The sequence below is a fragment of the Streptomyces sp. NPDC102437 genome, from assembly GCF_044765565.1.
Taxonomy (GTDB): domain Bacteria; phylum Actinomycetota; class Actinomycetes; order Streptomycetales; family Streptomycetaceae; genus Streptomyces.
Genome location: NZ_JBIWKI010000008.1, coordinates 231,113 through 257,606 on the forward strand (window position 1 = coordinate 231,113; position 26,494 = coordinate 257,606).

Consider the following 26,494-nt stretch of genomic DNA (forward strand, 5'->3'; position numbering starts at 1 on the left):
CATGAGCAAGATCCTTATCCGCGGCGCGAAGATCCTCGGCGGCGAACCCCAGGACGTCCTGATCGACGGCGAGACCATCGCCGCCGTCTCCACCGGCATCGAGGCCGGCGACGCGACCGTCGTCGAGGCCGAGGGCCTGATCCTGCTGCCCGGCCTGGTCGACCTCCACACCCACCTGCGCGAGCCCGGCCGCGAGGACTCCGAGACAGTTCTCACCGGCACCAAGGCCGCGGCCGTCGGCGGCTTCACCGCTGTGCACGCGATGGCCAACACCTTCCCGGTCGCCGACACCGCCGGCGTCGTCGAGCAGGTCTGGCGGCTCGGCAAGGAGTCCGGCTACTGCGACGTGCAGCCGATCGGCGCCGTCACCGTCGGCCTGGAGGGCAAGAAGCTCGCCGAGCTCGGCGCCATGCACGATTCGGCCGCCGGTGTGAAGGTCTTCTCCGACGACGGCAAGTGCGTCGACGACGCGGTGATCATGCGCCGCGCGCTGGAGTACGTGAAGGCATTCGACGGCGTCGTCGCCCAGCACGCCCAGGAGCCCCGCCTCACCGAGGGTGCCCAGATGAACGAGGGCGTCGTCTCCGCCGAACTCGGTCTCGGCGGCTGGCCCGCCGTCGCCGAGGAGTCGATCATCGCCCGCGACGTGCTGCTCGCCGCCCACGTCGGCTCCCGGGTCCACATCTGCCACCTGTCGACCGCCGGCTCCGTCGAGATCGTCCGCTGGGCCAAGTCCAAGGGCTGGAACGTCACCGCCGAGGTCACCCCGCACCACCTGCTCCTCACCGACGAGCTCGTACGGTCCTACAACCCGGTCTACAAGGTGAACCCGCCGCTGCGCACCGAGGCCGACGTCATGGCCCTGCGCGAGGCGCTCGCCGACGGCACCATCGACTGCGTCGCCACCGACCACGCCCCGCACCCGCACGAGGACAAGGACTGCGAGTGGGCCGCCGCCGCCATGGGCATGGTCGGCCTGGAGACCGCGCTCTCCGTCGTCCAGCAGACGATGGTCGAGACCGGAATGATCGACTGGGCGGGCGTCGCCGACCGGATGTCGTTCCGTCCGGCCGCCATCGGACGGCTCGACGGACACGGCCGGCCCGTCTCGGCCGGTGAGCCCGCCAACCTCACCCTGGTCGATCCGGCTTACCGTGGTGTCGTGGACCCCGCGGGCTTCGCCTCCCGCAGCCGCAACACTCCGTACGAGGGGCGCGAGCTGCCGGGCCGAGTCACCCACACCTTCCTGCGGGGCCGTGCCACGGTCGTCGACGGGAAGCTCGCGTGACATCACTCACCTCTCTGTACCAGCTCGCCGCCGAACGGAAGTCGGCCGAAGTGACCGACTGGTCCGCCCGGATCAGCTGGGTCATCGGACTGATCGTCCTCATCGCCTTCGTCTACTGGCTGATGCGCCAGGGATGGAAGTGGCGGGGCAGCCTCCAGTCCGACCTGCCGGAGCTCGCCGCCACCCCCGAGGGGTTCGCGGACGGCGAGAAGCTGCTCACACTGTCCGGCCGGTACCACGCCTCGACCACCGCCGGGCAGTGGCTCGACCGGATCGTCGCCCACGGCCTGGGCACCCGAAGCCGCGTCGAGCTCACCCTGACCGAACAGGGCCTGGACGTCGTACGGCCCGGGGCCGCGGACTTCTTCTTGCCGGCCGCCGCCCTGCGCGGGGCCCGGCTCGACAAGGGCATCGCCGGCAAGGTCCTCCCCGAGGGCGGCCTGCTGATCATCACCTGGGCGCACGGCGACAAGCTGATCGACTCCGGATTCCGCTCCGACCGCTCCGCCGAGCACCCGGCCTGGGTCGAGGCCATCGACCAACTCACCAGAACTACGGAAGGCACCGCACGATGACGATCTCCACCCGGGGAGCCGCCAAAGCTCCCGCCGTACTCGTCCTGGAGGACGGCCGCGCCTTCCGCGGCCGCGCCTACGGGGCCGTGGGGGAGACCTTCGGCGAGGCGGTTTTCTCCACCGGCATGACCGGCTACCAGGAGACGCTGACCGACCCCTCGTACCACCGCCAGGTCGTCGTGATGACCGCCCCGCACGTCGGGAACACCGGGGTGAACGACGAGGACCCCGAGTCCGGACGGATCTGGGTCTCCGGCTACGTCGTCCGCGACCCCGCCCGGGTCCCCTCCAACTGGCGCTCGCAGCGCTCGCTCGACGAGGAACTGGAGCGCCAGGGCGTCGTCGGCATCAGCGGTGTCGACACCCGCGCGCTCACCCGCCACCTGCGCGAGCGCGGCGCCATGCGCGTCGGCATCTTCTCCGGTGACGCCGTCGCCGACGAGGCCACGCTGCTGGCCCGGGTCCTGCGGGCCCCCGAGATGGTCGGCGCCGACCTCTGTGCCGAGGTCGCCACCAAGGAGACGTACGTCGTCCCCGCGATCGGCACCAAGAAGTTCACCGTCGCCGCGATCGACCTCGGCATCAAGGGCATGACCCCGCACCGGATGGCCGAGCGCGGCATCGAGGTGCACGTGCTGCCCGCAACCGCCACCCTGGAGGACGTGTACGCGGTCGAGCCCGACGGCGTGTTCTTCTCCAACGGCCCCGGCGACCCGGCCACCGCCGACCACCCGGTCTCCGTCATGCAGGGCGTCCTGGAGCGGAAGACCCCGCTCTTCGGCATCTGCTTCGGCAACCAGATCCTCGGCCGCGCCCTCGGCTTCGGCACCTACAAGCTGAAGTACGGCCACCGCGGCATCAACCAGCCCGTGCAGGACCGCACGACCGGCAAGGTCGAGGTCACCGCGCACAACCACGGCTTCGCCGTCGACGCCCCGCTCGACAAGGTGTCCGAGACGAAGTTCGGCCGCGCCGAGGTCTCCCACGTCTGCCTGAACGACCAGGTCGTCGAGGGGCTCCAGCTCCTCGACCAGCCCGCCTTCAGCGTCCAGTACCACCCCGAAGCAGCCGCCGGCCCGCACGACGCCGCGTACCTCTTCGACCGTTTCGTCTCCCTGATGGAGGGCCAGCGTGCCTAAGCGCTCCGATATCCAGTCCGTCCTGGTCATCGGCTCCGGCCCGATCGTCATCGGACAGGCCGCAGAGTTCGACTACTCCGGCACGCAGGCCTGCCGCGTCCTCAAGGTCGAGGGCCTGCGCGTCATCCTGGTGAACTCCAACCCGGCGACGATCATGACCGACCCGGAGATCGCCGACGCCACGTACGTCGAGCCGATCACCCCCGAATTCGTCGAGAAGATCATCGCCAAGGAGCGCCCCGACGCGCTGCTCCCCACCCTGGGCGGCCAGACCGCGCTCAACACCGCGATCTCCATGCACGAGAACGGTGTCCTGGAGAAATACGGCGTCGAGCTCATCGGCGCCAACGTCGAGGCCATCAACAAGGGCGAGGACCGCGACCTCTTCAAGGGCGTCGTCGAGGCCGTCAAGGCGAAGATCGGTTACGGCGAGTCCGCCCGCTCGGTCATCTGCCACTCCATGGACGACGTCCTCGCGGGCGTCGAGACGCTCGGCGGCTACCCCGTCGTCGTCCGCCCCTCCTTCACGATGGGCGGCGCCGGCTCCGGCTTCGCGCACGACGAGGACGAGCTGCGCCGCATCGCCGGACAGGGCCTCACGCTCTCGCCGACCACCGAGGTGCTCCTGGAGGAGTCCATCCTCGGCTGGAAGGAGTACGAGCTGGAGCTGATGCGCGACAAGAACGACAACGTCGTGGTCGTCTGCTCCATCGAGAACTTCGACCCGATGGGTGTCCACACCGGTGACTCGATCACCGTCGCGCCGGCGATGACGCTCACCGACCGCGAGTACCAGCGGCTGCGCGACGTCGGCATCGCGATCATCCGCGAGGTCGGCGTCGACACCGGTGGCTGCAACATCCAGTTCGCCATCGACCCGACCGACGGCCGGGTCATCGTGATCGAGATGAACCCGCGCGTCTCCCGCTCCTCGGCGCTCGCCTCCAAGGCCACCGGCTTCCCGATCGCCAAGATCGCCGCCAAGCTGGCCGTCGGCTACACGCTCGACGAGATCCCCAACGACATCACCGAGAAGACGCCGGCCTCCTTCGAGCCGACCCTCGACTACGTCGTGGTCAAGGCCCCGCGGTTCGCCTTCGAGAAGTTCCCCTCCGCCGACTCCACCCTCACCACCACCATGAAGTCGGTGGGCGAGGCCATGGCGATCGGCCGGAACTTCACCGAGGCGCTCCAGAAGGCGCTCCGCTCGCTGGAGAAGAAGGGCTCGCAGTTCTCCTTCGTCGGCGAGCCCGGCGACAAGGCCGAGCTGCTGGCCGAGGCGGTCCGCCCGACCGACGGCCGGATCAACACCGTCATGCAGGCGATCAGGGCCGGCGCCACCCAGGAAGAGGTCTTCGAAGCCACGAAGATCGACCCCTGGTTCGTCGACCAGCTCTTCCTGATCAAGGAGATCGCCGACGAGCTCGCCGCCGCCGACGAGCTGGGCCCCGAACTGCTCGCCGAGGCCAAGCGGCACGGCTTCTCCGACGCGCAGATCGCCGAGATCCGCAGCCTGCGCGAGGACGTCGTGCGCGAGGTGCGGCACGCGCTGGGCATCCGCCCGGTCTACAAGACGGTCGACACCTGCGCCGCCGAGTTCGCCGCGAAGACGCCGTACTTCTACTCCTCCTACGACGAGGAGAACGAGGTCGCGTCCCGTACCAAGCCCGCGGTGATCATCCTCGGCTCCGGCCCCAACCGTATCGGCCAGGGCATCGAGTTCGACTACTCCTGCGTCCACGCCTCCTTCGCGCTGAGCGACGCGGGCTACGAGACCGTGATGGTCAACTGCAACCCGGAGACCGTCTCCACCGACTACGACACCTCCGACCGCCTGTACTTCGAGCCGCTGACGCTGGAAGACGTGCTGGAGATCGTGCACGCGGAGACCCTCGCCGGACCGGTCGCCGGTGTCATCGTCCAGCTCGGCGGCCAGACCCCGCTGGGCCTGTCGCAGGCGCTCAAGGACAACGGCGTGCCGGTCGTCGGCACATCTCCGGAGGCCATCCACGCCGCCGAGGACCGGGGCGCCTTCGGCCGCGTCCTGGCCGAGGCCGGACTCCCTGCCCCGAAGCACGGCACCGCCACCACCTTCGACGAGGCCAAGGCCATCGCCGACGAGATCGGCTACCCCGTCCTCGTCCGCCCCAGCTACGTGCTCGGCGGCCGCGGCATGGAGATCGTGTACGACGAGATGCGCCTCTCCTCGTACATCGCCGAGTCCACCGAGATCAGCCCCACCCGGCCGGTCCTGGTCGACCGCTTCCTCGACGACGCCATCGAGATCGACGTCGACGCGCTCTACGACGGCACCGAGCTCTACCTCGGCGGCGTCATGGAGCACATCGAGGAGGCCGGTATCCACTCCGGCGACTCCGCCTGCGCGCTGCCCCCGATCACGCTCGGCGGCTACGACATCAAGCGGCTGCGGGCCTCCACCGAGGGCATCGCCAAGGGCGTCGGCGTACGCGGGCTGATCAACATCCAGTTCGCGCTCTCCGGCGACATCCTCTACGTCCTGGAGGCCAACCCGCGCGCCTCCCGCACCGTCCCCTTCACCTCGAAGGCGACCGCGGTCCCGCTCGCCAAGGCCGCCGCCCGCATCTCGCTGGGCGCGACCATCGCCGAGCTGCGCGCCGAGGGCCTGCTCCCGGCCAACGGCGACGGCGGCACCCTGCCGCTGGACGCGCCGATCTCCGTCAAGGAGGCCGTCATGCCGTGGTCGCGCTTCCGCGACATCCACGGCCGTGGTGTCGACACCGTCCTCGGCCCGGAGATGCGCTCCACCGGTGAGGTCATGGGCATCGACTCGGTCTTCGGCACGGCGTACGCCAAGTCGCAGGCCGGCGCGTACGGCCCGCTGCCCACCAAGGGCCGCGCCTTCATCTCCGTCGCCAACCGCGACAAGCGCTCGATGATCTTCCCGGCGCGCGAACTCGTCGCCCACGGCTTCGAGCTGCTCGCCACCTCCGGCACCGCCGAGGTCCTCAAGCGCAACGGCATCAACGCCAAGGTCGTGCGCAAGCAGTCCGAGGGCGTGGGCCCGCAGGGCGAGAAGACCATCGTCCAGCTGATCCACGACGGCGAGGTCGACCTCATCGTCAACACGCCGTACGGAACGGGCGGCCGTCTCGACGGCTACGAGATCCGTACCGCGGCCGTGGCCCGGTCCGTGCCGTGCCTGACGACGGTCCAGGCGCTCGCCGCCGCCGTCCAGGGCATCGACGCACTCACCCACGGAGGCGTCGGCGTCAGTTCCCTCCAGGAACACGCGGAACATCTGACCGCGGCCCGCGACTAGCAGACCGACAGGGGGACACCGGAAACGGTGTCCCCCTCTCCGTGAGGACACCGAGGACACCCCGATGTACAAGTTCTTCTTCCGGCTGGTCTTCAAGCGGATGGACCCGGAACAGGCCCACTACCTGGCCTTCCGGTGGATCCGCCTCGCCGCCCGGACCCCCGTGCTGCGCACCTTTGTCGCCGCCGCGCTCGCGCCCCGGTACAAGGAGCTGCGCACGGAGGCCCTCGGCCTGCGGATGCACGGCCCGTTCGGCCTCGCCGCCGGCTTCGACAAGAACGCCGTCGCGATCGACGGCATGTCGATGCTCGGCTTCGACCACATCGAGATCGGTACGGTCACCGGCGAGCCGCAGCCCGGCAACCCCAAGAAGCGCCTCTTCCGCCTCGTCGCGGACCGCGCGCTGATCAACCGCATGGGCTTCAACAACGAGGGCTCGGCCGCCGTCGCCGCCCGCCTCGCCGCCCGCAGGCCGGTCTTCCGGACCACGGTCGGCGTCAACATCGGCAAGACGAAGGTCGTGCCGGAGGCCGAAGCGGCCGACGACTACGTGAAGTCCACCGAGCGGCTCGCCGCCCACGCCGACTACCTCGTCGTGAACGTCTCCTCGCCCAACACCCCGGGGCTGCGCAACCTCCAGGCCACCGAGGCGCTGCGGCCCCTGCTCAGCGCCGTGCGCGAAGCGGCCGACCGGACCGTCACCGGACGCCGGGTGCCGCTGCTGGTCAAGATCGCCCCGGACCTCGCGGACGAGGACGTCGACGCGGTCGCCGACCTCGCGGTCGAGCTGGGCCTGGACGGCATCATCGCCACCAACACCACCATCGCCCGCCAGGGCCTCGGCCTGAAGTCCCCGCCGTCCCTGGTCCAGGAGACCGGCGGACTCTCCGGCGCCCCCCTCAAGTCCCGCTCGCTGGAGGTGCTGAGCCGCCTCTACGCGCGCGTGGGCGACCGGATCACCCTGGTCGGCGTCGGGGGCATCGAGAACGCCGAGGACGCCTGGCAGCGCATCCTGGCCGGCGCCACCCTCGTCCAGGGCTACAGCGCCTTCATCTACGAGGGCCCGTTCTACGCCCGCGCCATCCACAAGGGCCTGGCCGCGCGCCTCGCCGCCTCCCCGTACGCCACCCTCGCCGAGGCCGTCGGCGCTCAGACCAGGAAGGCCACCGCATGAGCACCGAACACTTCGGCGTGCGCCTGCGCCGCGCCATGGACACCCGCGGCCCGCTGTGCGTCGGCATCGATCCGCACGCCTCGCTGCTCACCGCCTGGGGCCTGAACGACGACGTCGCCGGGCTCGAACGCTTCACGCGCACCGTCGTGGAGGCACTGGCCGACCGGGTCGCCGTGCTCAAGCCGCAGTCCGCGTTCTTCGAGCGCTTCGGCTCGCGCGGCATCGCAGTCCTGGAGAAGGCGGTCCAGGAGGCGCGGGCGGCCGGCGCGCTGGTGCTGATGGACGCCAAGCGCGGCGACATCGGCTCCACCATGGGCGCCTACGCGGCGACCTACCTGGAGAAGGACTCGCCGCTGTTCTCGGACGCGGTCACCGTCTCGCCGTACCTCGGCTTCGGCTCGCTGCGGCCGGCGCTCGACGCGGCGGTCCTCTCCGGTGCGGGCGTCTTCGTGCTGGCCCTCACCTCCAACCCGGAGGGCGCCGAGGTGCAGCGCGCCACCACCGCCGACGGCCGCTCGCTGGCCCAGCTCATGCTCGACCACATGGCCGCCGAGAACGAGGGGATGGCCCCGCTCGGATCCGTCGGCGCGGTGGTCGGAGCCACGCTCGGGGACGCGGGAGCGAACCTGGCGATCAACGGGCCGCTGCTCGCTCCCGGGATCGGGGCGCAGGGCGCCACGCCCGCGGATCTGCCCAAAGTCTTCGGCGCCTCGGTGGGCAATGTGGTGCCCAGCGTGAGCCGCGGCGTGCTGAGTCAGGGACCGGACGCGGCGGGACTGAGGCAGGCCGCCGAACGGCTCACGGACGAGATCCGGGCAGCCGTGGCGGGTAGCTGACCATGCCATGTAACCGGGTGTTGACTCTTTCCTGACCAAAAAACTCGGTTGTTATGCCGGAAATGTCCTGGTCGGCCAAGGCTGACCAGGACTTTTCGTTGGTTCTCGCTGACTCGGGCGGCCTTGGCCGCTAGTCTCCGACGAGAGCCGACGTACACAAGTTGTCCGTCGCTCACCTGGTGTGGAGCGTTCAGCTTCCGCACTGGTCCGTATCCGACAGATCGACATCCGAGGTGACGTAGGCGTGGCTCTTCCGCCCCTTACCCCTGAACAGCGCGCAGCCGCGCTCGAAAAGGCCGCCGCGGCTCGCCGGGAGCGGGCCGAGGTCAAGAATCGACTCAAGCACTCCGGCGCCTCCCTCCACGAGGTCATCAAGCAGGGCCAGGAGAACGACGTCATCGGCAAGATGAAGGTCTCCGCCCTCCTGGAGTCCCTGCCGGGCGTGGGCAAGGTCCGCGCCAAGCAGATCATGGAGCGGCTCGGCATCTCCGAGAGCCGCCGGGTCCGGGGTCTCGGCTCCAACCAGATCGCATCCCTGGAGCGCGAGTTCGGCGGCAGCGCCGCCTGACGTTCTCAGGCACTCCTGAGAACCTGGATAATCGCTCCATGGCTGCAACATCCCGGGGGACGTCCCCCGTACCCCCGGACGTACGTCCGCGGCTGACCGTGCTCTCCGGCCCCTCCGGGGTCGGCAAGAGCACGGTCGTCGCTCATATGCGCAAGGTCCACCCCGAGGTCTGGCTCTCGGTGTCGGCGACGACCCGCAAGCCGCGCCCCGGCGAGCGCAACGGTGTCCACTACTTCTTCGTGGACAACGAGGAGTTCGACAAGCTGATCGCCAACGGCGAGCTGCTGGAGTGGGCCGAGTTCGCGGGCAACCGCTACGGCACGCCCCGCCGCGCCGTGCTCGACCGCCTGGAGGCGGGTGAGCCGGTGCTGCTGGAGATCGATCTCCAGGGTGCCCGGCTGGTCCGGCAGTCGATGTCGGACGCCCAGCTGGTCTTCCTGGCCCCGCCGAGCTGGGAGGAGCTGGTCCGCCGGCTCACCGGCCGAGGGACCGAGGCGCCCGAGGTGATCGATCGCCGGCTCGCCGCCGCCAAGGTCGAACTGGCCGCCGAGGCCGAGTTCGACACGACGCTGGTCAACACCTCCGTCGAGGACGTGGCCCGTGAGCTGCTAGCCTTGATGCTGGAGGCTTCCGGCCACCGTGCCGACAGCGACTGACGGACGCTGAAGAATTCGGTACGCGCCACCGCGGAACTCCGCACCGTCAAAGATTTCTTTGATCTTTACCCCCTTCGGAAGGCAGAGAGTGTCCTCTTCCATCACCACGCCCGAGGGCATCATCAACCCGCCGATTGATGAGCTCCTCGAGGCCACCGACTCGAAGTACAGCCTCGTGATCTACGCCGCCAAGCGCGCGCGCCAGATCAACGCGTACTACTCGCAGCTCGGCGAGGGTCTCCTGGAGTACGTCGGTCCGCTCGTCGACACCCACGTGCACGAGAAGCCGCTCTCGATCGCGCTCCGCGAGATCAACGCGGGCCTGCTCACCTCCGAGGCCATCGAGGGCCCCGCGCAGTAAGCAGGAATTGCACCTTCACCTCAGGCCCGGCGGCCGCGACCGCCGGGCCTGAGGTGTGTCCGGGGCGACAGCGGCGGACCGGCCCCGGTGAGGCAGCATGGGGGTGTTCGTATCCGAGTGCGGGGAGACGCAGTGGACAAGCCGAAGGTCGTTCTGGGGGTCAGCGGAGGCATCGCCGCGTACAAGGCGTGCGAACTGCTGCGCCGGCTGACCGAGTCCGGTCATGACGTGCGCGTCGTACCGACCGAGTCGTCGCTGCACTTCGTGGGAGCGGCCACGTGGTCCGCGCTCTCCGGCCACCCGGTCTCCACCGAGGTCTGGAACGACGTCCACGAGGTGCCGCACGTCAGGATCGGGCAGGGCGCCGACCTGGTGGTCGTCGCCCCCGCCACCGCCGACATGCTCGCCAGGGCGGCCCACGGCCTCGCCGACGACCTGCTCACCAACACGCTGCTCACCGCCCGCTGTCCGGTCGTCTTCGCGCCCGCCATGCACACCGAGATGTGGGAGCACCCGGCCACCCAGGAGAACGTCGCCACGCTGCGCCGCCGGGGCGCCGTCGTGATCGAGCCCGCCGTCGGCCGGCTGACCGGCGTCGACACCGGCAAGGGCCGGCTGCCCGATCCCGGGGAGATCTTCGAGGTCTGCCGCCGGGTACTGGCCCGCGGACCCGTCGAACCCGATCTGGCCGGCCGCCATGTGGTGATCAGCGCGGGCGGTACGCGCGAGCCGCTCGACCCGGTGCGCTACCTCGGCAACCGCTCCTCCGGCAAGCAGGGCTACGCCCTGGCGCGCACCGCGGTCGCCCGCGGTGCCCGGGTCACCCTCGTCGAGGCCAACACCGGCCTGCCCGACCCGGCCGGCGCCGACGTCCTGCACGCGGGGACCGCCGTGCAGCTCCGCGAGGCCGTGCTGAAGGCCGCGGCGGACGCCGACGTGGTCGTGATGGCGGCGGCGGTCGCCGACTTCCGCCCCGCCGAGTACGCCACGGGGAAGATCAAGAAGAAGGACGGCCAGGAGCCCGCGCCCGTCACGCTGGTCCGCAACCCCGACATCCTCGCCGAGGTGGCCGGCGAACGCGCCCGGCCGGAGCAGATCGTCGTCGGATTCGCCGCCGAGACCGACGACGTCCTCGCCAACGGCCGGGAGAAGCTCCGCCGCAAGGGCTGCGACCTCCTCGTCGTCAACGAGGTCGGGGAGCGCCGGACCTTTGGTTCGGAGGAGAACGAGGCCGTGGTGCTCGCCGCCGACGGCGGCGAGACCCAGGTGCCGTACGGACCCAAGGAAGCACTCGCCGACACGGTCTGGGATCTCGTGTCGTCACGTCTCGGATGAATTCTTGTGACGTGCCCGTAGCCGGGCCGAAACCCTTGGGATATGGGCATAAATGGCATCGCCCGAGGGGAATCGGCCCGCTCCGGAGGGCCGTGCCGCAGGTCACAGAACTCCCAAAGGGCGAGACACGTGGTCCGCCGGACGGGCGCGAACGATAAACTGACCCCCGGACCGTGCCGGGCGCAGCTCCCGGCGGTCCGCCAAATGATCAGCCAGCAGCCGCTGCAACCCCAGGGAGCGATGTGTCCCGCCGTCTCTTCACCTCGGAGTCCGTCACCGAGGGTCACCCCGACAAGATCGCTGACCAGATCAGCGACACCATTCTCGACGCGCTGCTGCGCGAGGACCCCCGGTCCCGCGTCGCCGTCGAGACCTTGATCACCACCGGTCTGGTGCATGTTGCGGGTGAGGTCACGACCAAGGCCTACGCCGACATCCCGACCCTTGTACGCAACAAGGTCCTGGAGATCGGCTACGACTCCTCGAAGAAGGGCTTCGACGGCGCCTCCTGCGGTGTCTCGGTGTCCATCGGGGCGCAGTCTCCCGACATCGCGCAGGGTGTCGACACCGCGTACGAGAAGCGGGTCGAGGGCGATGAGGACGAGCTCGACAAGCAGGGCGCCGGCGACCAGGGCCTGATGTTCGGCTACGCCTGCGACGAGACGCCCGAGCTGATGCCGCTCCCGATCCACCTCGCGCACCGGCTCTCCCGCCGGCTCTCCGAGGTCCGCAAGAACGGGACCATCCCGTACCTGCGCCCCGACGGCAAGACCCAGGTCACCATCGAGTACGACGGCGACAAGGCCGTCCGCCTCGACACGGTCGTCGTCTCCTCGCAGCACGCCAGCGACATCGACCTCGACTCGCTGCTCGCGCCCGACATCCGCGAGTTCGTCGTCGAGCACGTGCTCGGGCAGCTGATCGAGGACGGCATCAAGCTGGACACCGACGGCTACCGGCTGCTGGTCAACCCGACCGGCCGCTTCGAGATCGGCGGCCCGATGGGCGACGCCGGTCTGACCGGCCGCAAGATCATCATCGACACCTACGGCGGCATGGCCCGTCACGGCGGCGGCGCCTTCTCGGGCAAGGACCCGTCGAAGGTCGACCGCTCGGCCGCCTACGCCATGCGCTGGGTCGCCAAGAACGTCGTCGCCGCGGGCCTCGCCGCCCGTTGCGAGGTGCAGGTCGCTTACGCGATCGGCAAGGCCGAGCCGGTCGGCCTGTTCGTCGAGACGTTCGGCACCGCCGCCGTCGACACCGAGAAGATCGAGCACGCCATCGGCGAGGTCTTCGACCTCCGCCCGGCCGCGATCATCCGCGACCTCGACCTGCTCCGCCCGATCTACGCCCAGACCGCGGCCTACGGCCACTTCGGCCGTGAGCTTCCCGACTTCACCTGGGAGCGCACCGACCGCGTGGACGCGCTGCGCGCGGCGGCCGGGCTGTAGGCCCGCCGCTCTTTCGTCCGTACGCCGGGGCCCGGACACCGCACATGGTGTCCGGGCCCCGGTGCGTCCCGTCCCGTCCCGGCACCGCCTCGAGGCGCCGCTGTCAGTCGTGTCTGGTAGGAATTTGGCTGTGAGCAGCGAGAACGAGCGGTCTGCGGACCCCGGAGACGGGGCCCCGGAGCAGCTTGCGCTGATCCGGGAGACGGTGCGCAAGGCCAAGGTGCCCCGGGCCAAGCCGCGGACCTGGCGCGGCGCCGCGCTCGCCAAGGAGCTTCCCGTCGCCCGGGTGCTGGTCAACAAGGGCGTGCTCCACCTCGACCAGTACTTCGACTACGCGGTGCCCGAGGAGCTCGACGCCGAGGCCCGGCCGGGAGTGCGGGTGCGGGTCCGCTTCGGGGCAGGCGGACGCAATGTGCGCGGCGGCAGGCGCGAAGGCGGCGGACTGATCGACGGCTTCCTCGTCGAGCGGCTCGCCGAGTCGGACTACCCGGGTGCCCTCGCGGCGCTCGCCTCCGTCGTATCGACCGAACCGGTGCTGGGCCCCGAGCTGCTCGCGCTCGCGCGGGCCGTCGCCGACCGCTACGCGGGCAGCCTCGCCGATGTGCTCCAACTCGCAGTGCCGCCCCGGAACGGCAGAGCCGAGTCCAGACCGTCGCCCGAGCCGCTGCCCCCGCCGCCCGCGCCGTCGGCCGCGAGCTGGGAGCGGTACGCACAGGGGCCGGCGTTCCTGCGGGCGCTGGCCGAGGGCGGTGCCCCCCGGGCCGTCTGGACCGCGCTGCCCGGACCCCACTGGCCCGAGGAGGTCGCCAGAGCCATGGCCGCGACCCTCGCGTCCGGGCGCGGCGCCCTCGTCGTCGTCCCCGACGGCCGGACCGCCGGGCGGGTGGACGCCGCACTCACCGCGCTGCTCGGCCCCGGGCGTCACGCTCTGCTGACCGCCGACTCCGGGCCGGAGAAGCGGTACCGGGAGTGGCTCGCCGTGCGGCGCGGCTCGGTACGGGCGGTCGTCGGGACGAGAGCGGCGATGTTCGCGCCGGTCGCGGACCTCGGCCTGGTCGCGGTCTGGGACGACGGGGACGCCAGCCACAGCGACGACAACGCCCCCTTCCCGCACGTCCGCGAAGTGCTCGAACTTCGGGCCGCGCACGGCCGCTGCGCCTTCCTGCTCGGCGGTACGAGCTGCACGGTGGAGGCCGCCCAGCTGGTGGAGAGCGGCTGGGCGCTGCCGCTGCGCGCGGACCGGGAGCAGCTGCGGACCGCGGCGCCCCTCGTCCGCACGGTCGGCGACGGCGAGCTGGCGCGGGACGGGGCCGCGAGGGCCGCCCGGTTGCCCAGCCTGGCCTGGCAGACGGTACGGGACGGGCTGCGCAGCGGTCCCGTCCTGGTCCAGGTGCCGCGCCGGGGATACGCGCCGCGGCTGGCCTGCGAGCGCTGCCGTGAGCCTGCCCGGTGCCGGCACTGCGCGGGCCCGCTTCAGGCGCCGGACCAGCAGGCGCTCGACTGCGCCTGGTGCGGTCGGGCCGAGACCTCCTGGCACTGCGCCGCCTGCGGTTCCAACCGGCTGCGGGCCCAGATCGTCGGCGCTCGCCGCACGGCCGAGGAGCTCGGCCGGGCGTTCCCCGCCGTGCCGGTGCGGACCTCCGGCCGCGACCACATCCTCGACTCGGTGCCGGGCACGCCCGCGCTGGTCGTCAGCACCCCCGGCGCCGAGCCCGTGGCCGAGGGCGGCTACGCGGCCGCGCTGCTGCTGGACGGCTGGGCGATGGTCGGCCGCCCCGACCTCAGGGCCGGCGAGGAGGCGCTGCGCCGCTGGACGGCCGCGGCCTCGCTGGTGCGCGGCCAGCCGGAGGGCGGCACGGTGGTGGTCGTCGCCGAGCCGACGCTGCGGCCGGTGCAGGCCCTGGTGCGCTGGGACCCGGTCGGCCACGCCCGTCGTGAGCTGGCGGAGCGGGCCGAGCTGGGCTTCCCCCCGGTGTCCCGGATGGCCTCGGTGACCGGCACGCCCGAGGCGCTGGCCGGGTACCTCGCGGCGGCCGAGCTGCCGCCGGAGACCGAGGTTCTGGGCCCGGTCCCGGTGCCGGTCACCGGACCGGGCAGGCCCCGCAGACCCGGGGACGCGCCCCCCGGGGAGTCCTGGGAGCGTGCGCTGCTCAGGGTGCCTCCGGGCAGCGGGGCGGCGCTGGCGGCCGCGTTGAAGGCCGCGCAGGCGGCCCGGATGTCGCGGGGGAGCGGCGAGCAGGTCCGGATCAGAGTGGATCCGCCGGACATCGGGTGACGGGGCGGGCCGGGCGACGCGACGGAGCGCGTGACGCCCGGGGCCGTTCGGCGGCCGGGAGCCCGGAGGCGGTATGCGGCTGCCCCGCCGGGCGTCGGGCGCGGCGGGGCAGTGGGCGGGGCGGTCAGCCGTTGCGCGGGCCGGGGAAGACGCCCGGGCGCAGGTCATCGCGCAGTGACGGACGGTCCGACGGCTGCGGCGGCATGGAGCGCGCGGCGGGCACGACGGGCGGCAACGCGGACGGGTTGGCGGAGCCCGGCAGCGGGCGCGGCACCGCGGTCTCCGCGCCGGAATCGGCCGCTCCCGGCTGGCGGGCGTTGCGGCGCGCGCCGTAGCGGCGGTGCACCGCCTGCTTGGTGACCCCCAGTGCGGAGCCCACCGCGTCCCAGGAGAAGCCCAGCGAGCGGTCGAAGTCGACCGCGGCGGTGACCAGGGTCTCGACGCTGTCGCGAAGTTCCTGGGCCAGTCTGACAGTGGGGGCCGGGGCCCTGCCGTAGACGACGAAGCCCGTGGACGGGCCGGAGCGGCGCGGACGGTAGACGTTGCCCAGTTGGGCGGTGAGCGTGCGCAGCGCGTCCACCTGCCGCCGGACCCGCTCGATGTCGCGCACCAACAGATGCAGACTGGCCCTCGCTTGGGCGTCGTGGGTTGCGTGGTCGGCCATGAAGAAGCCTCTCGAACCGGCATTGAAAGGGATCGGGCCGCACCGTGGCGGCTCGCTTCGGTCAATCTCTCTTGACCAACGCCTCAGCTGTGGATCTGGTCACGCTTCAGGGGCGCGTGCGCCCTCCAAAGGGGCGCGCGGTCATGCGTACGCCCCCCGGCCGCCGGGCCAATAGACTTGTGCGTTGCTCGTCACCGTACGTTCCGGCCCGAGAGGCAGTCAGCCACCCATGAAGCTCGTCTTCGCAGGCACCCCCGAGGTAGCCGTACCCGCCCTGGACGCCCTGATCGCCTCCGACCGGCACGAGGTGGCCGCCGTCGTGACCCGGCCCGACGCCCCCGCCGGGCGCGGCCGCCGACTGGTCGCCAGCCCCGTCGCCGAGCGCGCCGAGGAAGCCGGTATCGAGGTGCTCAAGCCCGCCCGGCCGCGCGACGAGGACTTCCTCGCCCGGCTGCGGGAGATCGCCCCGGACTGCTGCCCGGTCGTCGCCTACGGTGCGCTGCTCCCCAAGGAGGCGCTCGCCGTCCCCGCCAGGGGCTGGGTCAACCTTCACTTCTCGCTGCTGCCCGCCTGGCGCGGCGCGGCCCCCGTACAGCACGCGGTCATGGCCGGGGACGAGGTGACCGGCGCGTCGACCTTCCTGATCGAGGAGGGGCTCGACTCCGGCCCGGTCTACGGCGTACTCACCGAGGAAGTGCGTCCCACCGACACCAGCGGCGACCTGCTCACCCGGCTCGCGTTCGCCGGTGCGGGGCTGCTCGTCGCCACGATGGACGGCATCGAGGACGGCACCCTGCACGCCGTGCCGCAACCAGCCGACGGGATCACCCTCGCACCGAAGATCACGGTCGAGAACGCCCAGGTGGACTGGTCCGCCCCGGCCCTGCGGGTCGACCGCGTGGTGCGCGGCTGCACGCCCGCGCCCGGCGCGTGGACGCTGTTCCGGGGGGAGCGGCTGAAGCTGATCCAGGCGGTGCCCGTGCTGGACCGTGCCGATCTGGCGCCCGGCGAGCTGTCGGCGGCCAAGAACAACGTGTATGTGGGCACCGGATCGCACGCGGTCGAGCTGCTCTGGGTCCAGCCCCAGGGCAAGAAGCCGATGCGGGCCGCGGACTGGGCCCGCGGGGTGCGGATCGCCCACGGCGAGCTGCTGGAGAGCTGAGCCCCTCGGGCGCCGAGGCTCTGGGGGACCGGGGCGGCGACGTAGGGTGGGAGGGTTCGCCCCCTCACCATCAGCGGAGCACCTTTCACGTGAACGACCAGCAGCGTCGCCGTCCCGCCAAGCCGCACCGCCGCCCCAAGAAGGACCCCGTCCGGTTCCTCGCCTTCGAGGCCCTCAGGGCCGTCGACGAACGGGACGCGTACGCCAACCTCGTCCTGCCCCCGCTGCTGAAGAAGGCCCGCGCCAAGGGCGACTTCGACAACCGGGACGCGGCGCTGGCGACCGAGCTGGTCTACGGGACGCTGCGCCGCCAGGGGACGTACGACGCGATCGTCGCGGCCTGCATCGACCGGCCGCTGCGCGAGGTCGACCCGCCGGTCCTGGACGTGCTGAACATGGGCGTCCACCAGCTGCTCGGCACCCGGATCCCCACCCACGCGGCGGTCTCCGCCAGCGTGGAGCTGGCCCGGGTGGTGCTCGGCGAGGGGCGCGCCAAGTTCGTCAACGCGGTGCTGCGCAAGGTCTCCGCGGACGACCTTGACGGCTGGGTGGCCAAGGTCGCCCCCTCGTACGAGGAGGACGCCGAGGACCACCTCGCGGTCGTGCACTCACATCCGCGGTGGGTGGTCTCCGCGCTGTGGGACGCGCTGGGCGGCGGCCGCGCCGGCATCGAGGACCTGCTGGAAGCGGACAACGAGCGGCCCGAGGTCACCCTGGTCGCTCGCCCCGGCCGCTCCACCACCGAGGAGCTGCTGACCGTTCTCGGCGACGAGAACGGCCTGCCGGGCCGCTGGTCCCCGTACGGCGTACGAATGGCGGAGGGCGGCGAGCCCGGCGCGCTGACCGCCGTCCAGGAGGGCCGGGCCGGGGTCCAGGACGAGGGCAGCCAGCTGGTGGCCGCCGCCCTGGCCAACGCGCCCGTGGAGGGCGGCGACAGCCGCTGGCTCGACGGCTGTGCCGGCCCCGGCGGCAAGGCCGCCCTGCTCGCCGCGCTCGCCGCGGAACGGGGCGCCGCCCTGCTCGCCGCCGAGAAGCAGCCGCACCGGGCCCGCCTCGTCGAGCGCGCGCTGGCCGGCAACCCCGGCCCGTACCAGGTGATCACCGCCGACGGCACCCGCCCGCCGTGGCAGCCCGGAAGCTTCGACCGGGTCCTCATGGACGTGCCGTGCTCGGGTCTGGGTGCCCTGCGCCGCCGCCCGGAGGCGCGCTGGCGCCGCCGCAAGGAGGACCTGGAGAACTTCGCTCCGCTCCAACGGGGCCTGCTGCGCGAGGCGTTGAAGGCGGTGCGGGTCGGCGGCGTGGTCGGCTACGCGACCTGCTCGCCGCACCTCGCGGAGACCCGGGTGGTCGTCGAGGACGTGCTCAAGGGGCGCGGTGGTCAGCCCGTGGAGGCCGAGTGGGTGGACGCCCGCCCGCTGATGCCGGGTGTGCCCGCGCTGGGCGACGGCCCCGACGTCCAGCTGTGGCCGCATCTGCACGGCACCGACGCGATGTACCTGGCACTGCTGCGACGTACCGCCTGACCCCTTCGACGGCGGCGGACCTCGGGGCCGCACCCGTTCCGGCAGCGGCGGGCCCCGAACCACCCGCCCGGGACCGAAACGCCCGGATCGTGCGGCCGGGAGCACCTGGATCGCGCGAACTGTAATGATCCCGTGAGGCTTTGGCCCGCACCGGGGCGGGGAAGTGGCGCGGAGCATGGCAGGCTTGGGACATGGCCCAGATCAACCCCAGCATCCTGTCCGCCGACTTTGCCCGTCTCGCCGAGGAGGCGAAGGCGGTCGAAGGCGCCGACTGGCTCCACGTCGATGTGATGGACAACCACTTCGTGCCCAATCTGACCCTCGGCGTGCCCATCGTCGAATCGCTCAGCCGGGCCACGGAGACCCCGCTGGACTGCCATCTGATGATCGAGGACCCGGACCGCTGGGCGCCCCAGTACGTCGAGGCCGGCGCGGGTTCCGTCACCTTCCACGTGGAGGCCGCGGCGGCGCCCGTGCGGCTGGCCCGGGAGATCCGGGCCAAGGGCGCCCGTGCCTCCATGGCGCTCAAGCCGGCGACGCCCATCGAGCCGTACGAGGACCTGCTCCCCGAGCTCGACATGCTGCTGATCATGACGGTGGAGCCGGGCTTCGGCGGCCAGGCCTTCCTGGACATCATGCTGCCGAAGATCCGCCGCACCCGTGAGCTCATCTCCAAGCACGGCCTCGAACTGTGGCTCCAGGTCGACGGCGGCGTCTCCGCCTCCACCATCGAGCGGTGCGCCGAGGCCGGTGCGGACGTCTTCGTCGCGGGTTCGGCGGTGTACGGGGCGAGCGACCCGGCCGAAGCCGTGCGGGCCCTGCGCGCCGAGGCCGACAGGGCCACCGCCTCGGCGGCCTGGGCGTGCGGTCACTGACACCCGAACCGGTTCCCGTACCCGATTGCGGGTCGGCCCGGCCAAGGACAGATGAACTCGGTCCGACGGGACCGATCAAGGAACGCCGGATCTGACAGGATGAACGGCGTATCGAGAGTGTGAACAGCAGTGAGGAGATCGCGGTGTCTGCAATGTCGGCGGGCCGGTCCGCCCTGCGGATGGGGCCCGCGGAGCTGGTGCAGGCGGCGGCCATGGCCCGCCGCTTCTACCTCGAGGGAAAGTCGAAGATCCAGATCGCGGAGGAGTTCGGCGTCAGCCGCTTCAAGGTGGCCCGGGTCCTGGAGACGGCTCTCGAGCGCGACCTCGTACGGATCGAGATCCGCGTCCCCGCCGAACTGGACGCCGAGCGCTCCGACGCGCTCCGCGCCCGCTACGGACTGCGCCACGCGGTCGTGGTCGAGTCCCCGGCCGAGGAGCAGGACGACGCACCGGACCCGGAGAACCTGGGCGAGGTCGCGGCCGATCTCCTCGGCGAACTGGTGAACGAGGGCGATGTGCTCGGGCTGGCCTGGGGCCGGTCCACCATCCACATGGCCGCGGCGCTCGACCGGCTGCCGCCGTGCACGGTCGTCCAGCTCACCGGGGTGTACGACGCGGGGACGGCCGAGCGCGGCTCCGTCGAGGCGGTACGGCGCGCCGCCCAGGTCTCCGGCGGCGAGGCCCACCCCATCTACGCACCGATGCTGCTGCCCGACCCGGCGACGGCCGCCGCGCTGCGCCACCAGACCGGGATCGCCCGCGCCTTCGAGTACTTCGACAAGGTGACCGTCGCGGCGGTCTCCATCGGCTCCTGGGAGCCGGGCATCTCGACCGTGCACGACATGCTCAGCGACGAGGAGCGGGCGCACTACGCCTCGCTCGGCGTCGCGGCGGAGATGTCGGCACACCTCTTCGACACCGAGGGGCGGCGGGTCGGCCGGGACCTGGGGGAGCGGTGCATCACGGTCGAGGCCGACCGGCTGCGCCGGATCCCCGAGGTGGTGGCGATCGCGGGCGGCCAGCGCAAGGCCGCGGCGATCGGGGCGGTGCTGAGGTCCGGGCTGGTCACCAGCCTGGTGACGGACACGGCGGCGGCCGAATATCTGCTGACGGAGTCGGCCGCACCGCAGCGGCCGGCGCTGGAGCGGGCCGACCCGGACGGCGACTGAGCGGCAGCACGACGCCCGGACGGCACGATGTCCGGACAGCACGACGCCCGGACGGCGCACACGTCGTCCGGGCGTCGTACTGTGCGGCGGCTCAGTCCCGGACCGTGCCCAGGACCGCCGCCTCCAGGTACTCCTCGGGCTCCTCGTACTGGCTCACATCGGCGGGGTTGTAGCGCGGGGTCTGCCGCGACCAGTCCAGGTTGCCGCGCATCCAGCTCTGCATCCCTTCCAGGTACGGGGTGAGCATCCAGGACAGCTGCGGGTACGCCGCCAGGAGCTCGGCCTCGGCGGTGAGGAAGCGCTCCGTCTCCCTCGCGATCTCCGCGCAGACAAGTTCGAGTGCCTGCCGCTTTCCGTAGCCGCGATGGTGCCGGACCAGATGGACGAGGTTGTGGATCTCGCCGAGCACCTGCTCCTTCTCGTACGAGTACACGTCGTTGGCCCAGCACACGACGTTGCACGAGGCTTCCAGTGCGGTGATGAACCGGGAGTCGTTGTGGATCGACTCGGGAGCCTCGATCCCGGCCACGATCTCTATCAGGTCCATGCAGACATGTATCGCGCCGGTGTGGCGCCGCTTGGCGATGTACGTCTCCTCGGACGGCACCACCCCGGCGGCCCGGTTTCCCGCCTCCCAGGTGGTCGTCGTCATGAGATACGTGGTGAGATGCCACCCGAACCGGGTGCGCCAGTGCGGGGCCGCGGCCGGCGTCGTCCGCTCCCACAGGTCGGCCAGGGCGACCACGGCGGCGGGCAGCCGCCCGTCCGGCAGCGGGGCCGGCTCCTTGCCCGCGATGACGGTCCGCATCAGCTCGACCACGTCCCGCACCCTTTCCGGGCTGCGGCCGAGGTGGCCGTCGTCGAGCTGGTCATCGACGAGAAACAGCCATACGAACCAGTCCGCGACGAGGTCGAGACTCTTGCTGTCGGCGGTCGGGTACACCATGCCGACGAAGGCGCCGAAGTCCGCCTGCTCGAAGCGTTCCCTGGCTGAATCTCGGTGCACCAGGCCGGTGTTGCGGGTCCATTCGTCGAGATGGGCCCGGGTGCTTCCGACGTTCGGGTTGGTGCGCTGGGGGAACGGGCAGTAGATGTCCGGCAGTTCGCTCTCCACGAGTGGGTCGTGATCCTCTCCGGTCGTACGGGTGACGGAAGTTGTGACCCTTCCGGCTGTTCCTCCGGGGCGTAGACGAGACCCACGGGACCTGCGGATTTGAAGCTACCCGACCCCTTGTCACCAGGTCCAGGGAAGATGATCGCGAATGATTCCAATGCCTTTCGGGTAGGGTCCGCGGGCAAGGCGAGGTTTCACCTGCCCGGGACGCCCGTCCGGTTCCCTCGGAGGAATATACGAACACGGGTGCCATTTGTTGTGTTTTCGTGGAGGCGACCTGCTCCGTTTCGTATGAAAAAATGAGCGTTATGCGTTTCCTAGAGCCCGGTACTGGTCGTTACACAGAGTCCCCCTCGGTCCCGTACGACCTCACGTACGACGACGTCTTCATGGTCCCGGGCCGTTCGGCAGTCGGTTCCCGCCAGGGTGTCGATCTCTCCTCGCCCGACGGCACCGGCACCACCATCCCTCTCGTCGTCGCGAACATGACGGCCATCGCGGGCCGCCGGATGGCCGAAACGATCGCCCGCCGCGGCGGCATCGTCGTCATCCCGCAGGACATCCCGATCGAGGTCGTCACCGACGTCATCTCCTGGGTGAAGACGCGCCACCTGGTGCTCGACACGCCGATCGTGCTGGCCCCGGGCCAGACGGTCGCCGACGCCCTGTCACTGCTGCCGAAGCGCGCGCACGGCGCGGGCGTCGTCGTCGACGAGGAGCAGCGGCCCGTAGGCGTCGTCACCGAGCACGACCTGATCGGCGTGGACCGCTTCACCCAGCTCTCCGAGGTCATGTCCAAGGACCTGGTGCTGCTCGACGCGGACATCGACCCGCGCGACGCGTTCAACAAGCTGGACGGCGCCAACCGCAAGCTCGCCCCCGCGGTCGACGCGGACGGCCGGCTCGTCGGCATCCTCACCCGCAAGGCCGCCCTGCGCGCCACCCTGTACACCCCCGCCACCGACGCCGAGGGCAGGCTGCGGATCGCCGCCGCCGTCGGGATCAACGGCGATGTCGCGGGCAAGGCCAAGCAGCTCCTGGACGCGGGCGTCGACACGCTCGTCGTGGACACCGCACACGGCCACCAGGAGTCCATGATCGACGCCGTCCGGGCCGTCCGCGCGCTCGACCCACAGGTCCCGATCGTCGCGGGCAACATCGTCGCCGCCGAGGGCGTGCGTGACCTCATCGAGGCCGGCGCGGACATCATCAAGGTCGGTGTCGGCCCCGGCGCCATGTGCACCACCCGGATGATGACCGGCGTGGGCCGGCCGCAGTTCTCCGCCGTCCTGGAGTGCGCCGCCGAGGCGAAGAAGTACGGCAAGCACGTCTGGGCGGACGGCGGCGTCCGGCACCCGCGCGATGTCGCCATGGCGCTCGCCGCGGGCGCGTCCAACGTGATGATCGGCTCCTGGTTCGCCGGTACGTACGAGTCGCCCGGCGACCTCCAGCAGTCCGCCGACGGCCGCTTCTACAAGGAGTCCTTCGGCATGGCGTCCGCGCGTGCCGTGAAGAACCGCACGTCGGACGAGTCCGCCTACGACCGGGCCCGCAAGGCGCTCTTCGAGGAGGGCATCTCCACCTCGCGGATGTTCCTCGACCCGGCCAGGCCCGGCGTCGAGGACCTGATCGACTCGATCATCGCGGGTGTCCGCTCCTCCTGCACCTACGCGGGTGCGGCCTCCCTGGCGGAGTTCGCCGAGAAGGCGGTCGTCGGGGTGCAGAGCGCCGCCGGCTACGCCGAGGGCAAGCCGCTGCACGCCAGCTGGAGCTGATCCCGCGGCCCGATGAATTCCGGTGCCCCTCCCGGCCGCTTCGGCCCGGAGGGGCACCGGCGTTTCCGGGCGGCTGCGACGGGGCGTGGGGATGACCGGTTCCGGCCGTCCGGCGGCGCGCCTGCCCGCTTCAACCCCTTTGGAATATAAGTAACATGAACCCCAGTCAGCCGCCCGTTCCTCCGTGGTAAGGGATCTCATGTCCTTCTTCACCGACCTGGCCCATCAGTACATCGACGGAGAGTGGAGACCGGGCAAGGGGTCCTGGGACATCATCGACTTCAACCCGTACAACGGTGAGAAGCTCGCCTCGATCACGGTCGCCACGGCCGACGAGGTTGACCAGGCGTACCGGTCCGCGCAGGACGCCCAGCGGCCCTGGGGCGACACCAACCCGTACGCCCGGCGGGCGGTACTGGAGCGGGCGCTGCGGGTCGTCGAGGAGCGCGAGTCCGAGATCGGTGACGCGATCGTCGCGGAGCTGGGCGGCACCCGGCTGAAGGCGGCCTTCGAGCTGCACCTCGCCAAGGAGTTCCTGCGGGAGTCGGTCCAGCTCGCGCTGCGGCCCTCCGGACAGATCCTGCCCTCGCCGACCGAGGGCAAGGAGAACCGCGTCTACCGGGTGCCCGTCGGCGTCGTGGGCGTCATCAGCCCCTTCAACTTCCCGTTCCTGCTGTCCCTGAAGTCGGTCGCCCCCGCCCTGGCGCTCGGCAACGCGGTGGTGCTCAAGCCGCACCAGAACACCCCGGTCTGCGGCGGCACGCTGGTGGCGAAGGTGTTCGAGGAGGCCGGGCTGCCGGCCGGCCTGCTCAACGTCGTGGTCACCGACATCGCCGAGATCGGCGACGCCCTGCTGGAGCACCCCGTTCCGCAGGTCATCTCCTTCACCGGCTCGGACAAGGTGGGGCGGCACGTCGCCACGGTCTGCGCGGCGAACCTCAAGCGCGCCGTGCTCGAACTCGGCGGCAACAGCGCGCTGATCGTCCTCGACGACGCCGATCTCGACTACGCCGTGGACGCGGCCGTCTTCAGCCGGTACGTGCACCAGGGCCAGGTCTGCATGGCCGCCAACCGGATCCTGATCGACCGGTCGGTGGAGCGGGAGTTCACCGAGAAGTTCGTCGCCAAGGTCGCCTCGCTCAAGGTCGGGGACCCCGCCGAGCCGGACACCGTGATCGGCCCGCTGATCAACTCCTCGCAGGCCGAGGCCATTTCCTCGCTCGTCGACCAGACCGTGGCGGCCGGTGCGACGGCGCTGCTGCACGGCCGGGCCGACGGCAATCTGGTGAGCCCGTCCGTGCTGACGGGCCTGGCCGCCGATTCCCCCGTCCTGGCCCAGGAGATCTTCGGGCCGGTCGCGCTCATCGTCCCGTTCGACGGCGAGGACGAGGCGGTACGGATCGCCAACGACACCCCGTACGGCCTGAGCGGCGCGGTGCACACCGGCGACATCGAGCGCGGCGTACGGGTCGGGCAGCGCATCCACACCGGCATGATCCACATCAACGACGGCACGGTCCACGACGAGCCGATCGTCCCCTTCGGCGGCGAGAAGAGCTCCGGCCTCGGCCGGCTCAACGGCGAGGCCATGGTCGAGGCGTTCACCACCCAGAAGTGGATCTCGGTGCAGCACGGCCGTTCGCGGTTCCCGTTCTGACCGGTCGCACACTGCCGTGAGCGCGTCCGGGCGGGCGGCGCCATGGTCTACTTCGGGGGCGGCCCGTGCCGCCCCCGAAAACCGGCCATCGCAGAGAAGTGAACCGCCCGACGTGCGCCTGAACGACCTCGACGAACGCATCGTCCACGCCCTCGCCGAAGACGCCCGGCGCTCCTACGCGGACATCGGCGCGATGATCGGCCTGTCCGCGCCCGCCGTGAAACGCCGGGTGGACCGGCTGCGCGCCGAGGGCGCCATCACCGGCTTCACCGTCCGGGTCGACCCGGCGGCGCTGGGCTGGGAGACCGAGGGGTTCATCGAGATCTACTGCAGCCGCAACACCTCGCCGGAGGCGATCAAGCAAGGGCTCGCCCGCTACCCGGAGATCGCCTCGGCCTCCACGGTGACGGGGGAGGCCGACGCGATCGTGCAGGTCTTCGCCGCCGACATGCGCCACTTCGAACAGGTCCTGGAGCGGATCGCGGGCGAGCCGTACGTGGAGCGGACGAAGTCCGTGCTGGTGCTGTCGCCGCTGCTGCGGCGGTACTCCTCGGGCGCGCCGTAGCAGTTCCCGAGCGCCGGTCCTGGTGAGACCCAGGTCACCCTTTTGACCTGCGCAGACGTCGCACGCAACGAATCGCCGCCGGTGGCCTTCGGCGCGCAATGGATCGACGGTGCACGCGCAACGCTCGCGCCTTGTCCGGCGTGATCGGCGGACCGTACCTTCGATACGTCCCCGCCAGCCCGCACCGCCCGAGGTCAGCCATGCCGCCGTTGCGCACCGCCCTGCTCCAGAACTCCGGACGACCCGGGCACGTGGCAGAGAACCTCGAGGTGCTCGACGGGGCGGCGCGGCGGGCGGCGGACGCCGGGGCGCGGCTGCTGGTCTGCCCCGAGCTGTTCCTGACCGGCTACGCGATCGGGGCCGAGGTACCCCGGCTGGCCGAGCCGGCCGACGGGCCGTCCGCCCTGGCCGTCGGTGAGATCGCGGCCCGGCACCGGCTCGCCGTCCTCTACGGGTACCCCGAGCGCGCCGGCGAGCGGATCTTCAACGCCGCACAGCTCGTAGGCCCGGACGGGACACCGCTCGCCAACTACCGCAAGACCCATCTCTTCGGCTCCTTCGAGCACGAGTGGTTCACCCCGGGCGAGCAGACCGTGGTCCAGGCCGAGCTGGACGGCGTACGCATCGGGATCATGATCTGCTACGACGTCGAGTTCCCGGAGAACGTCCGCGCCCACGCCCTCGCCGGCACCGATCTGCTCCTGGTGCCCACCGCGCAGATGCACCCCTTCCAGTTCGTCGCCGAGTCCCTGGTGCCGGTCCGCGCCTTCGAGAACCAGATGTACGTGGCGTACGTCAACCGGACCGGACCGGAGGGCGAGTTCGAGTTCGTCGGGCTGAGCTGCCTGGCCGGTCCCGACGGCGCCGTCCGCAGCCGCGCCGGACGCGGAAAGGAACTGGTCGTCGGCGAGGTGGATCCCGCGCTGCTGAGCGCCTCGCGGGCCGCGAACCCGTATCTGCACGACCGCCGGCCCGGCCTGTACGGCTCCCTCGTCTGAGCCCGCCCCACCGTTCCACTGTCATTCGCGCAA

The 26,494-nt window shown here is 71.4% G+C and carries 22 protein-coding genes; 20 read left to right on the forward strand and 2 right to left on the reverse strand.

Going from position 1 to position 26,494, the window contains the following annotated elements:
• Nucleotide 1: 1 nt before the first annotated feature.
• The 12 genes from ACIRJP_RS13370 to ACIRJP_RS13425 all read left to right on the forward strand — a co-directional run bounded on the left by ACIRJP_RS13370 (nucleotide 2) and on the right by ACIRJP_RS13425 (nucleotide 14,959).
• The gene (locus ACIRJP_RS13370) at nucleotides 2-1,288 is read left to right on the forward strand and encodes a dihydroorotase (RefSeq protein ID WP_356089922.1); all 1,287 of its coding nucleotides are present in this window, start codon (nucleotides 2-4) and stop codon (nucleotides 1,286-1,288) included.
• Nucleotides 1,285-1,863, forward strand: coding sequence for a hypothetical protein (locus tag ACIRJP_RS13375; protein WP_404172210.1), 579 nt, complete (start codon nucleotides 1,285-1,287; stop codon nucleotides 1,861-1,863). The genes ACIRJP_RS13370 and ACIRJP_RS13375 overlap by 4 nt, the downstream gene beginning before the upstream one ends.
• Nucleotides 1,860-3,002 (forward strand): glutamine-hydrolyzing carbamoyl-phosphate synthase small subunit, encoded by a 1,143-nt coding sequence (gene carA / locus ACIRJP_RS13380; protein ID WP_404172213.1) that lies wholly within the window; start codon nucleotides 1,860-1,862, stop codon nucleotides 3,000-3,002. Before ACIRJP_RS13375 ends, carA begins: the two co-directional genes overlap by 4 nt.
• Entirely contained in the window at nucleotides 2,995-6,303 is a 3,309-nt protein-coding gene (carB, locus tag ACIRJP_RS13385) for a carbamoyl-phosphate synthase large subunit (RefSeq protein ID WP_404172216.1), read from the forward strand. Before carA ends, carB begins: the two co-directional genes overlap by 8 nt.
• A 64-nt stretch (nucleotides 6,304-6,367) precedes the next feature.
• Nucleotides 6,368-7,477, forward strand: coding sequence for a quinone-dependent dihydroorotate dehydrogenase (locus tag ACIRJP_RS13390; RefSeq protein WP_404172219.1), 1,110 nt, complete (start codon nucleotides 6,368-6,370; stop codon nucleotides 7,475-7,477).
• Entirely contained in the window at nucleotides 7,474-8,313 is an 840-nt protein-coding gene (pyrF, locus tag ACIRJP_RS13395) for an orotidine-5'-phosphate decarboxylase (protein WP_404172222.1), read from the forward strand. Before ACIRJP_RS13390 ends, pyrF begins: the two co-directional genes overlap by 4 nt.
• A gap of 244 nt (nucleotides 8,314-8,557) precedes the next feature.
• Nucleotides 8,558-8,881: an integration host factor gene (locus tag ACIRJP_RS13400; protein WP_014157387.1), complete on the forward strand. Its 324-nt coding sequence runs from the start codon at nucleotides 8,558-8,560 to the stop codon at nucleotides 8,879-8,881.
• A 38-nt stretch (nucleotides 8,882-8,919) separates the two neighbouring features.
• A complete protein-coding gene (gene gmk, locus ACIRJP_RS13405; RefSeq protein ID WP_266735855.1) occupies nucleotides 8,920-9,537 on the forward strand; it encodes a guanylate kinase in 618 nt (205 codons plus the stop codon).
• 88 nt (nucleotides 9,538-9,625) lie between these two features.
• Nucleotides 9,626-9,898, forward strand: coding sequence for a DNA-directed RNA polymerase subunit omega (rpoZ, locus tag ACIRJP_RS13410; protein ID WP_003970369.1), 273 nt, complete (start codon nucleotides 9,626-9,628; stop codon nucleotides 9,896-9,898).
• A gap of 132 nt (nucleotides 9,899-10,030) precedes the next feature.
• Nucleotides 10,031-11,233, forward strand: a complete 1,203-nt coding sequence (coaBC, locus tag ACIRJP_RS13415; protein ID WP_404172225.1) for a bifunctional phosphopantothenoylcysteine decarboxylase/phosphopantothenate--cysteine ligase CoaBC — start codon at nucleotides 10,031-10,033, stop codon at nucleotides 11,231-11,233.
• Nucleotides 11,234-11,475: 242 nt separating this feature from the next.
• Entirely contained in the window at nucleotides 11,476-12,684 is a 1,209-nt protein-coding gene (gene metK, locus ACIRJP_RS13420; RefSeq protein ID WP_266735852.1) for a methionine adenosyltransferase, read from the forward strand.
• A 130-nt stretch (nucleotides 12,685-12,814) separates the two neighbouring features.
• Nucleotides 12,815-14,959 (forward strand): primosomal protein N', encoded by a 2,145-nt coding sequence (locus ACIRJP_RS13425; RefSeq protein ID WP_404172229.1) that lies wholly within the window; start codon nucleotides 12,815-12,817, stop codon nucleotides 14,957-14,959.
• A 124-nt stretch (nucleotides 14,960-15,083) separates the two neighbouring features.
• Here ACIRJP_RS13425 and ACIRJP_RS13430 read toward each other — a convergent pair whose 3' ends face one another.
• Nucleotides 15,084-15,623, reverse strand: coding sequence for a hypothetical protein (locus ACIRJP_RS13430; RefSeq protein WP_404172232.1), 540 nt, complete (start codon nucleotides 15,621-15,623; stop codon nucleotides 15,084-15,086).
• A gap of 229 nt (nucleotides 15,624-15,852) precedes the next feature.
• Between ACIRJP_RS13430 and fmt the strand changes: the two genes are divergently transcribed.
• From fmt to ACIRJP_RS13450, 4 genes are all read left to right on the forward strand, one after another.
• Nucleotides 15,853-16,785, forward strand: coding sequence for a methionyl-tRNA formyltransferase (fmt, locus tag ACIRJP_RS13435; protein ID WP_358948482.1), 933 nt, complete (start codon nucleotides 15,853-15,855; stop codon nucleotides 16,783-16,785).
• A gap of 89 nt (nucleotides 16,786-16,874) precedes the next feature.
• A complete protein-coding gene (locus ACIRJP_RS13440) occupies nucleotides 16,875-18,308 on the forward strand; it encodes an RsmB/NOP family class I SAM-dependent RNA methyltransferase (RefSeq protein ID WP_404172235.1) in 1,434 nt (477 codons plus the stop codon).
• Nucleotides 18,309-18,499: 191 nt separating this feature from the next.
• Nucleotides 18,500-19,183 carry a ribulose-phosphate 3-epimerase gene (rpe, locus tag ACIRJP_RS13445; protein ID WP_404172238.1) on the forward strand — a complete coding sequence of 228 codons (684 nt, stop codon included), beginning with the start codon at nucleotides 18,500-18,502 and terminating at the stop codon, nucleotides 19,181-19,183.
• Nucleotides 19,184-19,335: 152 nt separating this feature from the next.
• Nucleotides 19,336-20,352: a sugar-binding transcriptional regulator gene (locus ACIRJP_RS13450; protein ID WP_376624388.1), complete on the forward strand. Its 1,017-nt coding sequence runs from the start codon at nucleotides 19,336-19,338 to the stop codon at nucleotides 20,350-20,352.
• 91 nt (nucleotides 20,353-20,443) lie between these two features.
• Here the strand turns inward: ACIRJP_RS13450 and ACIRJP_RS13455 are convergent, their stop codons facing one another.
• Complete coding sequence (locus ACIRJP_RS13455) at nucleotides 20,444-21,466, reverse strand: terpene cyclase (RefSeq protein WP_404172241.1); 1,023 nt, start codon at nucleotides 21,464-21,466, stop codon at nucleotides 20,444-20,446.
• Between the two features lie 308 nt (nucleotides 21,467-21,774).
• Here ACIRJP_RS13455 and ACIRJP_RS13460 point away from each other — a divergent pair, with 308 nt between their 5' ends.
• The 4 genes from ACIRJP_RS13460 (at nucleotide 21,775) to ACIRJP_RS13475 (ending at nucleotide 26,461) form a co-directional block, all read left to right on the forward strand.
• Nucleotides 21,775-23,241: a GuaB1 family IMP dehydrogenase-related protein gene (locus tag ACIRJP_RS13460; protein WP_376624315.1), complete on the forward strand. Its 1,467-nt coding sequence runs from the start codon at nucleotides 21,775-21,777 to the stop codon at nucleotides 23,239-23,241.
• A 199-nt stretch (nucleotides 23,242-23,440) separates the two neighbouring features.
• On the forward strand, nucleotides 23,441-24,898 hold the full coding sequence (locus ACIRJP_RS13465; protein ID WP_404172244.1) for an aldehyde dehydrogenase family protein: 1,458 nt from the start codon (nucleotides 23,441-23,443) through the stop codon (nucleotides 24,896-24,898).
• A gap of 112 nt (nucleotides 24,899-25,010) precedes the next feature.
• Nucleotides 25,011-25,463, forward strand: a complete 453-nt coding sequence (locus tag ACIRJP_RS13470) for an Lrp/AsnC family transcriptional regulator (RefSeq protein WP_356089938.1) — start codon at nucleotides 25,011-25,013, stop codon at nucleotides 25,461-25,463.
• Between the two features lie 200 nt (nucleotides 25,464-25,663).
• Nucleotides 25,664-26,461: a carbon-nitrogen hydrolase family protein gene (locus tag ACIRJP_RS13475; RefSeq protein ID WP_404172247.1), complete on the forward strand. Its 798-nt coding sequence runs from the start codon at nucleotides 25,664-25,666 to the stop codon at nucleotides 26,459-26,461.
• Nucleotides 26,462-26,494: the final 33 nt, after the last annotated feature.

Bases quoted from the DNA above. Each gene is read 5' to 3' on its own strand.
- ACIRJP_RS13370 (WP_356089922.1), top strand. From the start codon at position 2: ATGAGCAAGATCCTTATCCGCGGCGCGAAGATCCTCGGCGGCGAACCC.
- carA (WP_404172213.1), top strand. From the start codon at position 1,860: ATGACGATCTCCACCCGGGGAGCCGCCAAAGCTCCCGCCGTACTCGTC.
- ACIRJP_RS13390 (WP_404172219.1), top strand. From the start codon at position 6,368: ATGTACAAGTTCTTCTTCCGGCTGGTCTTCAAGCGGATGGACCCGGAA.
- pyrF (WP_404172222.1), top strand. From the start codon at position 7,474: ATGAGCACCGAACACTTCGGCGTGCGCCTGCGCCGCGCCATGGACACC.
- gmk (WP_266735855.1), top strand. From the start codon at position 8,920: ATGGCTGCAACATCCCGGGGGACGTCCCCCGTACCCCCGGACGTACGT.
- ACIRJP_RS13430 (WP_404172232.1), bottom strand. From the start codon at position 15,623: ATGGCCGACCACGCAACCCACGACGCCCAAGCGAGGGCCAGTCTGCAT.
- fmt (WP_358948482.1), top strand. From the start codon at position 15,853: ATGAAGCTCGTCTTCGCAGGCACCCCCGAGGTAGCCGTACCCGCCCTG.
- rpe (WP_404172238.1), top strand. From the start codon at position 18,500: ATGGCCCAGATCAACCCCAGCATCCTGTCCGCCGACTTTGCCCGTCTC.
- ACIRJP_RS13450 (WP_376624388.1), top strand. From the start codon at position 19,336: ATGTCGGCGGGCCGGTCCGCCCTGCGGATGGGGCCCGCGGAGCTGGTG.
- ACIRJP_RS13460 (WP_376624315.1), top strand. From the start codon at position 21,775: ATGCGTTTCCTAGAGCCCGGTACTGGTCGTTACACAGAGTCCCCCTCG.
- ACIRJP_RS13465 (WP_404172244.1), top strand. From the start codon at position 23,441: ATGTCCTTCTTCACCGACCTGGCCCATCAGTACATCGACGGAGAGTGG.
- ACIRJP_RS13475 (WP_404172247.1), top strand. From the start codon at position 25,664: ATGCCGCCGTTGCGCACCGCCCTGCTCCAGAACTCCGGACGACCCGGG.